Source organism: Micromonospora sp. (assembly GCF_048594385.1).
Lineage (GTDB): Bacteria > Actinomycetota > Actinomycetes > Mycobacteriales > Micromonosporaceae > Micromonospora > Micromonospora wenchangensis.
In genome coordinates this window covers 1-9,589 of sequence record NZ_JBMDWU010000364.1, presented here as the reverse complement: position 1 = coordinate 9,589, position 9,589 = coordinate 1, and the positions used below count along the sequence as shown (strand labels likewise).

The 9,589-nt window shown below is 71.8% G+C and carries 8 protein-coding genes and 1 pseudogene; 8 read left to right on the top strand and 1 reads right to left on the bottom strand.

What is annotated here, in order from left to right; all coding sequences use genetic code 11:
• From ACOJTC_RS19310 to ACOJTC_RS19295, 4 genes are all read left to right on the top strand, one after another.
• On the top strand, positions 1–1,833 hold a 1,833-nt coding region (locus ACOJTC_RS19310), incomplete at its 5' end, for a 2-oxoacid:acceptor oxidoreductase subunit alpha (protein ID WP_420117931.1).
• A complete protein-coding gene (locus ACOJTC_RS19305; protein ID WP_420117930.1) occupies positions 1,826–2,875 on the top strand; it encodes a 2-oxoacid:ferredoxin oxidoreductase subunit beta in 1,050 nt (349 codons plus the stop codon). The genes ACOJTC_RS19310 and ACOJTC_RS19305, both read left to right, overlap by 8 nt.
• Positions 2,872–3,510 (top strand): 4'-phosphopantetheinyl transferase family protein, encoded by a 639-nt coding sequence (locus ACOJTC_RS19300; RefSeq protein WP_420117929.1) that lies wholly within the window; start codon positions 2,872–2,874, stop codon positions 3,508–3,510. Before ACOJTC_RS19305 ends, ACOJTC_RS19300 begins: the two co-directional genes overlap by 4 nt.
• 77 nt (positions 3,511–3,587) lie before the next feature.
• A complete protein-coding gene (locus ACOJTC_RS19295; RefSeq protein WP_420117928.1) occupies positions 3,588–4,427 on the top strand; it encodes a metallophosphoesterase family protein in 840 nt (279 codons plus the stop codon).
• A 4-nt stretch (positions 4,428–4,431) separates the two neighbouring features.
• Here the strand turns inward: ACOJTC_RS19295 and ACOJTC_RS19290 are convergent, their stop codons facing one another.
• The gene (locus ACOJTC_RS19290) at positions 4,432–5,829 is read right to left on the bottom strand and encodes an acyl-CoA synthetase (protein WP_420117932.1); all 1,398 of its coding nucleotides are present in this window, start codon (positions 5,827–5,829) and stop codon (positions 4,432–4,434) included.
• A gap of 261 nt (positions 5,830–6,090) precedes the next feature.
• Here ACOJTC_RS19290 and ACOJTC_RS19285 point away from each other — a divergent pair, with 261 nt between their 5' ends.
• From ACOJTC_RS19285 to ACOJTC_RS19270, 4 genes and pseudogenes are all read left to right on the top strand, one after another.
• Positions 6,091–6,462, top strand: a complete 372-nt coding sequence (locus ACOJTC_RS19285; protein WP_420117927.1) for a VOC family protein — start codon at positions 6,091–6,093, stop codon at positions 6,460–6,462.
• A gap of 103 nt (positions 6,463–6,565) precedes the next feature.
• Positions 6,566–7,072, top strand: a complete 507-nt coding sequence (locus tag ACOJTC_RS19280) for a mycothiol transferase (protein WP_420117926.1) — start codon at positions 6,566–6,568, stop codon at positions 7,070–7,072.
• 120 nt (positions 7,073–7,192) lie between these two features.
• Complete coding sequence (locus ACOJTC_RS19275) at positions 7,193–7,570, top strand: SCP2 sterol-binding domain-containing protein (protein WP_204928011.1); 378 nt, start codon at positions 7,193–7,195, stop codon at positions 7,568–7,570.
• Positions 7,567–9,537, top strand: a pseudogene (locus ACOJTC_RS19270) (glycogen debranching N-terminal domain-containing protein); the annotation flags it as partial. The gene ACOJTC_RS19275 and the pseudogene ACOJTC_RS19270, both read left to right, overlap by 4 nt.
• Positions 9,538–9,589: the final 52 nt, after the last annotated feature.

Sequence of the window (9,589 nt, the reverse complement as noted above, 5' to 3'; positions counted from 1 at the left end):
CGTCAGTTGGACCGGGTGGTGATCCGGTTTGCTGGTGACTCGGGTGACGGGATGCAGTTGACGGGGGACAGGTTCACCTCGGAGACGGCGCAGTTGGGTAACGATATTTCGACGTTGCCGAATTTCCCGGCGGAGATTCGGGCGCCTGCGGGAACGTTGCCGGGGGTGTCGAGTTTCCAGGTGCATTTCGCCGATTATGACATTCTGACGCCGGGGGACGCGCCGAACGTGTTGGTGGCGATGAATCCGGCGGCGTTGAAGGCGAATCTGGGTGATCTGCGTCGGGGTGCGGACATCATCGTGAACACCGACGAGTTCACCCGCCGGAACCTGGTGAAGGTCGGCTATGCGGTCAGCCCGTTGGAGGACGACACGCTGGACGGGTTCGTGGTGCATCCGGTGGCGTTGACGTCGATGACCGTGGGGGCGTTGGCGGAGTTGTCGGTGTCGAAGAAGGACGCCGAGCGGGCGAAGAACATGTTCGCGTTGGGTTTGTTGTCGTGGATGTACTCCCGTCCGTACGAGTCGACGTTGCGGTTCCTGGAGCGGAAGTTCGCCAAGCGGCCGGATCTGGTCGCGGCGAACATCGCGGCGTTCAAGGCGGGTTGGAACTACGGCGAGACCACCGATTCGTTCTCGGTGCGGTACGAGGTGAAACCCGCGAAGATGGTGCCGGGCACCTACCGCAACATCACCGGTAACGCCGCCCTGTCGTTGGGGTTGGTCGCGGCGGGGGTGCGGTCGGGTCTGCCGGTGTTCCTCGGCGCGTATCCGATCACCCCGGCGTCGGACATCCTGCACGAGTTGTCGAAACACAAACGGCTCGGTGTGGTCACCATGCAGGCCGAAGACGAGATCGCCGCGGTCGGCGCCGCGCTCGGCGCCTCCTACGGCGGTGCCCTGGGAGTGACCACGACCAGCGGCCCGGGTGTCGCCCTGAAGTCCGAGACGATCTCCCTGGCCGTCGCCCTGGAGTTGCCGCTGGTCGTGGTGGACGTGCAACGCGCCGGCCCGTCCACGGGTCTGCCCACGAAAACCGAACAGGCCGACCTGAACATGGCGTTGCACGGCCGTCACGGTGAAGCCCCCGTCGCGGTGATCGCCGCGAAGTCACCGTCGGACTGTTTCCACGCCGCACTCGAAGCCGCCCGCATCGCCCTGACCTACCGCACCCCGGTGATCCTGCTGTCGGACAACTACGTCGCCAACGGCTCCGAACCCTGGCTGCTACCCGACGTCGATGCCCTGCCCGACCTGCGCGTCGAGTTCACCACCGCCCCCAACGGCGACGACGGCGTCACGTTCCTGCCCTACCTACGTGACCCGGCCACCCTGGCCCGCCCCTGGGCCGTCCCGGGCACCCCCGGCCTGGAACACCGCATCGGTGGCCTGGAGAAAGCCGACAAGACCGGCGACATCTCCTACGACCCGGCCAACCACGACTACATGGTCCGTACCCGCGCCGCCCGCATCGAGGCCATCGACGTGCCCGACCTCGACGTCGACGACCCCGACGGCACCGCCCGGACCCTCGTGCTCGGCTGGGGCTCCACCTACGGCCCGATCGGCGCCGCCTGCCGCACCCTGCGCCACCGCGGCCAACCCATCGCCCAGGCCCACCTACGCCACCTCAACCCCCTCCCCGGCAACCTCGGCGACATCCTCGCCGCCTACGACCGGGTCGTCATCCCCGAGATGAACCTCGGCCAACTCGCCCAGGTCATCCGCGCCCGATACCTGATCGACGCGATCACCTACAACCAGGTCCGCGGCCTACCCTTCACCGCCGCCGAACTGGAGACGATGCTGGAAGAGGTTGTGAAGAATGCCTGAACCCGTCGCCGTGAAACTCACCACCAAAGACTTCAAATCCGACCAGGAAGTCCGCTGGTGCCCCGGCTGCGGCGACTACGCCATCCTCGCCGCCGTCCAACAATTCATGCCCGAGTTGAACATCCCCCGCGCCAACACCGTCTTCATCTCCGGCATCGGCTGCTCATCCCGCTTCCCCTACTACATGAACACCTACGGGATGCACTCCATCCACGGCCGCGCCCCCGCCATCGCCACCGGACTGTCCGTCACCCGCCCCGACCTGTCCGTCTGGGTCGTCACCGGCGACGGCGACGCCCTGTCCATCGGCGGCAACCACCTCATCCACGCCCTACGCCGCAACGTCAACCTCAAGATCCTGCTGTTCAACAACCGCATCTACGGCCTCACCAAAGGCCAGTACTCCCCCACCAGCGAAACCGGCAAAATCACCAAATCCACCCCCGCCGGATCCGCCGACTCCCCCTTCAACCCCCTCTCCCTCGCCCTCGGAGCCGAAGCCACCTTCGTCGCCCGCACCATCGACTCCGACCGCAAACACCTCCAAACCGTCCTCCGCGCCGCCGCCGAACACCACGGCACCGCCTTCGTCGAGATCTACCAAAACTGCAACATCTTCAACGACGGCGCCTTCGACCAACTCAAACAACCCGACACCCGCGACGACTATTTGATCCGCCTCGAACACGGCCAACCCATCACCTTCGGCCACAACCAACAACACTGCGTCGTACACCCACCCCACGGCTTCGGCCTCGAAATCCGCGACACCGCCACCACCCCACCCGAAGACATCGTCATCCACGACACCACCATCACCGACCCCGCCTACGCCTTCGCCCTGACCCGCCTCCCCCAACCCGACCTCCGCAACACCCCCATCGGCGTCCTCCGCCAAACCCAACGCCCCACCTACGACACCCTCGTCCAACACCAAATCACCACCGCCCGAAACACCACCACCGACACCCCCGAACAACAACTCACCACCCTCCTCCACACAGGCGACACCTGGACCATCCGGCCGTTGGCCGACGCATGATCGACCGGATCACGCCACCGGGCGTCGTCGCCGTCGAGGCGTTCGACGACACCGACACCGAGCCGCTGTACCCCGAGGAGGCCGCGCTGGTGGCCCGCGCCGTCGAGAAGCGGCTGCGGGAGTTCACCACCGCCCGTACCTGTGCCCGGCGGGCCCTGCGCGCCCTCGGCGTACCGCCCGCCCCGGTGCTCACCGGCGACCGGGGGGCACCCGTCTGGCCGTCCGGTGTGGTCGGCAGCCTCACCCACTGCGCCGGCTACCGGGCCGCCGTGGTCGCCCGCTGCGCGGACGTCCGCTCCATCGGCATCGACGCCGAACCCGACGAGGCACTGCCCGACGGGGTGCTCGACGCGATCGCCCTGCCCGAGGAACGCGCCATGGTGGACCGGCTGACCACCGACGCCCCCGGGCCGCACTGGGACCGGCTGCTGTTCAGCGCCAAGGAGTCCCTCTACAAGGCGTGGTTCCCGATCACCGGGATCTTCCTCGGCTTCGACGAGGCGCGGATCGTCCTGCACCCGGCCGGACGTACCTTCACCGGCCACGTCCTCGTCCCCGGCCGCGGTCGGGACTTCGACGGTCGCTACCTGCACGACGCCGGGCTGACCCTGACCGTCGTCGCCGTACCGCACTGAACCCGAGCCGGACCGCACCAGCCGACCCGGAGCCGCGCCCCGCCGTGCGCACCGGACGAACGAGGGGACCACACCCGATGAACGCCGGCATCTACGCCGTCAGCGACCTGCACGTGGCGTACCCGGAGAACCGGAAGATCGTGGAGAGCCTGTGGCCCCGCGCGGCCGGCGACTGGCTGATCGTCGCCGGGGACGTCGCCGAACTCTTCGCCGACGTCACCTGGGCGCTGACGCTGCTCGCCGAACGGTTCGCCAAGGTGATCTGGGCACCCGGCAACCACGAGCTGTGGACCCACTCGCAGGATCCGGTCCGGCTGCGGGGCGAGGCCCGCTACCAGGCCATCGTGCGGCAGTGCCGGGACCTGGGGGTGGCCACCCCCGAGGACGACTACCCGGTCTGGACCGGGCCCGGCGGCCCCCTGCTGGTCGCGCCGCTGTTCGTCGGCTACGACTACTCGTTCCGCGAGCCGGGCGTCACCAGCAAGGAACAGGCACTGGCCCGCGCCCACGCCGCCGGGGTGGTCTGCGCCGACGAGGTCTTCCTGCACCCCGACCCGCACCCGAGCCGGGACGCCTGGTGCCGGTCCCGGGTGGCGCTGACCGAGACCCGGCTCGCCGGCAGCGACCCGGCGGTGCCGAAGATCCTGGTCAACCACTACCCGCTGGTCCGGATGCCCACCGACATCCTGCGCTACCCCGAGTTCGCCCAGTGGTGCGGCACCGAACTCACCGCCGACTGGCACCGCCGCTTCCACGCCAGCGCGGTGATCTACGGGCACCTGCACATCCCCCGGGTGACCTGGCACGACGGGGTGCGGTTCGAGGAGGTCTCCGTCGGCTACCCCCGGGAGTGGCGTACCCGCCCCCGCCCCGACTCGTGGCTGCGGCGGGTGCAGTCGACGCCCGTGCAGGTCTGACGGCTCACCCCTCGACGAGGCGCTTCTTCTGCACCTTGCCCAGCGCGTTGCGGGGCAGGGCGTCGACCAGCCGGACCTCCCGGGGCCGCTTGTGCACCGACAGGTGCCGGGCGACGAAGTCCACCAGCTCCGGCCCGGTCACCCCGTCGCCGACCACGTACGCGGTGACCTGCTGCCCCAGGTCCGGGTGCGGCAGGCCCACCACGGCCGCCTCGCGCACCGCCGGGTGGGCCAGCAGCGCCTCCTCCACCTCACCCGCCCCGATCCGGTACCCGCCGCTCTTGATCAGATCGGTGCTCGCCCGGCCGACGATACGGTGCCAACCGTCCGGGCCGACCGTGGCGACGTCCCCGGTGCGGAACCAGCCGTCGGCGGTACGGCTCGCCGCGTCGGCGTCCGGCCGGTTCAGGTAGCCGTCGAACAGGGTCGGGCCGGTGACCAGCAGCTCGCCCATCGCCGTACCGTCGGTGGGCAGGTCCCGGCCCTGCTCGTCGACGATCCGGGTGCGTACCCCGGGCAGCGGCACCCCGACCGCGCCCGGACGGCGCGGGCCGTCGGCGCGGGCGCTCACCGTGATCAGGGTCTCCGTCATGCCGTACCGCTCGACGACCCGGTGCCCGGTCAACCCGGTGAGGTCGTCTAAGACCGTCGTGGGCAGCGCCGCGCTGCCCGACACCAGCACCCGCGCGCCGCGCAGGGCCCGCGCGGAGGCCGGCGCGGCGGCGATCCGCGACCAGATCGTCGGTACGCCGAAGTAGAGCGTCCCGCCGGCCGCCGCGTACCGCTCGGGCTGCGGCCGGCCGACGTGGTGCAGCCGGCCACCGACCCGCAACGGGCCGAGCACCCCGAGCACCAGCCCGTGCACGTGGAACAGCGGCAGGCCGTGCACCAGCAGGTCGTCCGGCGTCCACGCCCACGCCTCGGCCAACCCGTCCAGGCAGGTGGCGATCGCCCCCCGGGTCAGCAGCGCCCCCTTGGGCGCGCCGGTGGTGCCGCTGGTGTAGAGGATCAGGGCGGTCCGCTCCGGTCCGGGCTCCGGATGGGTGGTCGCCGACACCCGGCGCAGGTCGACCGGGACGACAGGCAACCCGTCCGCCGCCGGAGCGTCCTGCGGGGTCGTGCCCGCCGGCGCGAGCAGGGCCCCGACCGCCGAGTCGCGCAGGATGTGTTCCCGCTCCAGGGGCCCGGCGTCCGGCGGCACGGGCACCACCGCCGTACCCGCCAGCAACGCGCCCACCACCCCCACCACGGTCTCGATCGTCGGGGTGGTCACGACCGCGACCCGGTCCAGGCCGCGCAGGTCGTCGGCGACGGCGGTGGCCAGGGCGAGCAGCCGGGACCGGGACAGGCACACGTCACCCACCCGGAGAAGATCCGGACGGTCGTCCACCGACGATGACATCGCGGCCAGCAGCGACACGGTCCACGCCCCTCCGGATTCGCACGGGGGCACGGTGCGGCCCCGTGCCGCCGACGCTAGTGCGACGACCGGCCCGTCACCACCCCCCACCACGCTCCGCCACCGGGGTCCCGGCGCGCCGGGCACGACCTGCCGTCGGGACGGTTCAGGGGTCGGGTAAGGGTGCCGGTGCGGCGGCCGGCCCGCCTACCGTCACATGCGACGGTTCCGTCACCGGTCGACCGGGAAGGTGGCACCGACGTCATGACATCCGAGCACCCACCAGCCGTGCCGCACCTCACGGTCACCGACGCGTCCGACGCCATCGCGTTCTACACCCGGGTCTTCGGTGCGGTCCCGTACCGCCAGGAGTGCCTCCCCGACGGGCGGGTGCTCGCCGCCGACCTCGTCGTCGACGGTCACCGGTTCACGGTCAGCGAGTGGACCGACCCGCCCGGGGCCACCGGCGGGCTGCCGGTGCTGACCGTCACCGCCGCCGACGCCGACGCGGTGCTGCGCCGCGCCCGCGCGGCCGGCGCGCAGGTCAGCGCCGCCAACGGCACGCCGCGCGAGGTGCTGCTGCACGACCGGCACGGCGGCAGCTGGGCCATCACCCGCCCCGAACCGCCGCGCTGACCCCGGGGTACGCCCGCGCGGGCCACCGGATCGTCCGGCGCGGCGGTTTGTCGGGCTCCGGTTGCGGTATCCCGATCGGGTACGCCGCTACGAGGAGGCCCCGGTGAACGTCGACGCCCTGCTGACCGGAATCTACGACCACCTGCCCGACCTGGTCGACGCGGCGGTGGAGGGGCTCAGCCCCGAGGAGCTGTGCCGGCGGCCCGGTCCGGGTGCCAACCCGGTCGGCTGGCTGGTCTGGCACCTCACCCGGATCCAGGACCAGCAGGTCGCCGACCTGCTCGGGGTCGACCAGGTGTGGGTCACCGGTGACCGGGCGGCCCGGTTCGGGCTGCCCGCCGACCCGGCCGACACCGGCTACGGCCACACCCCGGAGCAGGTCGCCACGGTCCGGCCGGACAGCGCGCAGGCGCTCGTCGACTACCACCGGGCGGTGGCCGAGCGGACCCGGACGTTCCTCGCCGGGTTGCGTCCGGCGGACCTGGACCGGGTGGTCGACGAGAGCTGGGACCCGCCGGTGACCCTCGGGGTCCGGCTGGTCAGCATCGCCGCCGACGATCTCCAACACGTCGGCCAGGCCGCCTACCTGCGGGGCCTGCTGCGGTCCTGACCGTCCGCGCCCGGTCCCGCCCGCTCCCGTCGCCGACCTCATCCGGTCCGGGTGAGCCGGCCTCACCCCCTCGACCGGCACGCTGACCGGGCACGTGACACGCCGTGGGGGAGGGCAGCCGTGGGGACGTCGGTGGCGGAGTTCCTGGAGCGGTGGGACGGGAGTCGGCGGCCCGACCTCCCGGAGACGACGAGCGGGACGCTGCGCCTGGACGCCGCCGAGGACGGGCACACCGCGCACTGGCGGCTGACCATCCGCGACCAACGCGTCGAGGTCACCCGCTCCGCCGACGATGCCGACCTGGTCGTCCGCGCCGACCGGGCGGTCTTCGACCGGTTGGCGTCGGGTCGGACCCACCTCGCCACCGCGCTGCTGCGCAACGACCTGTCGATACGGGGCAACATGCGGCTGCTGATGATGCTGCGGCGGATCTTCCCCGGCCCGCCCGACGCCCGGCACCCCCGGGAGGCCGCCCGGGAACGGGACGGCCACCGGTGAGGGAGGAACGGGTCCACATCATCGCCGGTAACGCCTTCGCCGTCAGCGACGCGCACGGCGACATGGAGGTGGACCCGAGGGCGCCGGTGGGGTTGTTCTCCTTCGACACCCGGTTCCTGTGCCGCTGGGTGCTCACCATCGACGGGCAGCGGCTGCACGCCCTGTCCCGCGACGACATGACCTACTTCGAGACCCGGTTCTTCCTGGTCCCCGGCACGGCCAGCCACTACGTCGACGCGGACGTGTCGGTGATCCGGCACCGGTCCATCGACGACAGCTTCACCGAGCAGCTCACCGTGCTCAACCACGCCGCCGAGCCCGCCGACTTCGTGGTGCGGATGGAGGTCGGCGCGGACTTCGCCGACACCTCGGAGATCCGCAGCCCGACGCCCCGGCGGGTCACCACGGTCGCCTCCCCGTCCGAGGCGGTGCTGCGGCTGCGCTACGAACGGGAGCGGTTCGCCCGGGAGGCGACGGTCTCCAGCACCGCCCCGGCCGACGTCGACGAGGGGGGCTTCACCTACCGGATCACCGTGCCGGCGCACGGGACGTGGGTCACCGACCTGCACGTCGGGATGTCCATCCGGGGCGAGGGCGGGCACGACCTGCGGGAGAGTCTGGAGTCGCACCGGCTGCGGGTACGCCACGACATGCGGCACGACCTGGTCGACTGGCTCGACCGGGCGCCGCAGCTGATCAGCGAGCGGGAACGGCTGCCGGCGACGTACGAGCAGGCGCTGACCGACCTGGCCGCGCTGCGCTACGTCCCGCTGGCGTACTCGGGGCGGGTGCCGGTGGGGGGTCTGCCCTGGGCGATGGCGCTCTACGGCCGCGACGCCCTGGTCACCTGCCTGATGACCCTGCCGTTCACCCCCGAACTGGCCCCGAACACGCTGCGCATGCTCGCCCTGCTCCAGGGCGGCCGGCTCGACGACCAGCACGAGGAGGAACCCGGCAAGATCCTCGGCGAACTGCGGTACGGCGAGTCGGCCGCCTTCGACGAGCAGCCGACCGGGCTCTACTACGGCGCGGCCGACACCACCCCGCTGTTCGTGATCCTGCTCGACGAGTACGAGCGCTGGTCCGGCGACGCCGCGTTGGTGCGGCAGCTGCGCCACCCGGCCCGGATGGCGCTGGACTGGATCGACGGGTACGGGGACCTGACCGGCGACGGCTACCTGCGCTACCAGCGACGCAACACCCGCAACGGGCTGGTGAACCAGGGCTGGCGCAACTCGCCGGACGCGATCGTGGACGCCGACGGCCGGGCTCCCGCCGGGCCCAGGGCCACCTGCGAACTCCAGGGCTACGCCTACGACGCGAAGCGGCGCGGAGCCCGCCTGGCCCGGGAGTTCTGGGGCGAGCCCGAGTACGCCGACCTGCTGGAGCGCCAGGCCGCCGCGCTGAAGGAACGGTTCAACCGGGACTTCTGGTTGCCCCGCCAGGAGCACTACGCGTCGGCACTGGAGCCGGACGGCACCCCGGTGGTGGCGTTGACGTCCCAGCTCGGGCACCTGCTGTGGAGCGGGATCGTCGCCGAGGACCGGTCCGCCGCCCTCGCCGCCCACCTGGTGGGGCCGCAGCTCTTCTCCGGCTTCGGGGTCCGTACGTTCGCCGACGGGCAGTTGGCGTACAACCCGGTGGGCGCGCACCTGGGCGCCGTGTGGCCGTCGGACAACGCGCTCGTCGCGGCCGGGTTGCGGCGGTACCACCACGACGAGGAGGCCGCCCGGGTCGCCGACGGCATCTTCGCGATGGCGGACCTGGTCGGGGGTTCGGTGCCGGAGGTGATCGCCGGGTATCCCCGTGCGGTCACCGGCTACCCGGTGCAGCTGCCGATGGCCGGGCGACCGCAGTCGTGGTCCGCGGGCGCCCTGCTGATGCTGCTCGGCACCCTCCTCGGGCTACGGCCCTGCGGGTAAAACCTGCTGGTGAACCCGGCCCTGCCCGACGTTTTCGGCCGGATCTAACTGCTGGACGTGCCCGGCCGGTGGGGCCGGGCCGACGCGTACGGCCGGG

Coding starts and splice junctions, on each gene's coding strand:
- ACOJTC_RS19305 (WP_420117930.1), top strand. CDS start 1,826: ATGCCTGAACCCGTCGCCGTGAAACTCACCACCAAAGACTTCAAATCC.
- ACOJTC_RS19295 (WP_420117928.1), top strand. CDS start 3,588: ATGAACGCCGGCATCTACGCCGTCAGCGACCTGCACGTGGCGTACCCG.
- ACOJTC_RS19290 (WP_420117932.1), bottom strand. CDS start 5,829: ATGTCATCGTCGGTGGACGACCGTCCGGATCTTCTCCGGGTGGGTGAC.
- ACOJTC_RS19285 (WP_420117927.1), top strand. CDS start 6,091: ATGACATCCGAGCACCCACCAGCCGTGCCGCACCTCACGGTCACCGAC.
- ACOJTC_RS19300 (WP_420117929.1), top strand. CDS start 2,872: ATGATCGACCGGATCACGCCACCGGGCGTCGTCGCCGTCGAGGCGTTC.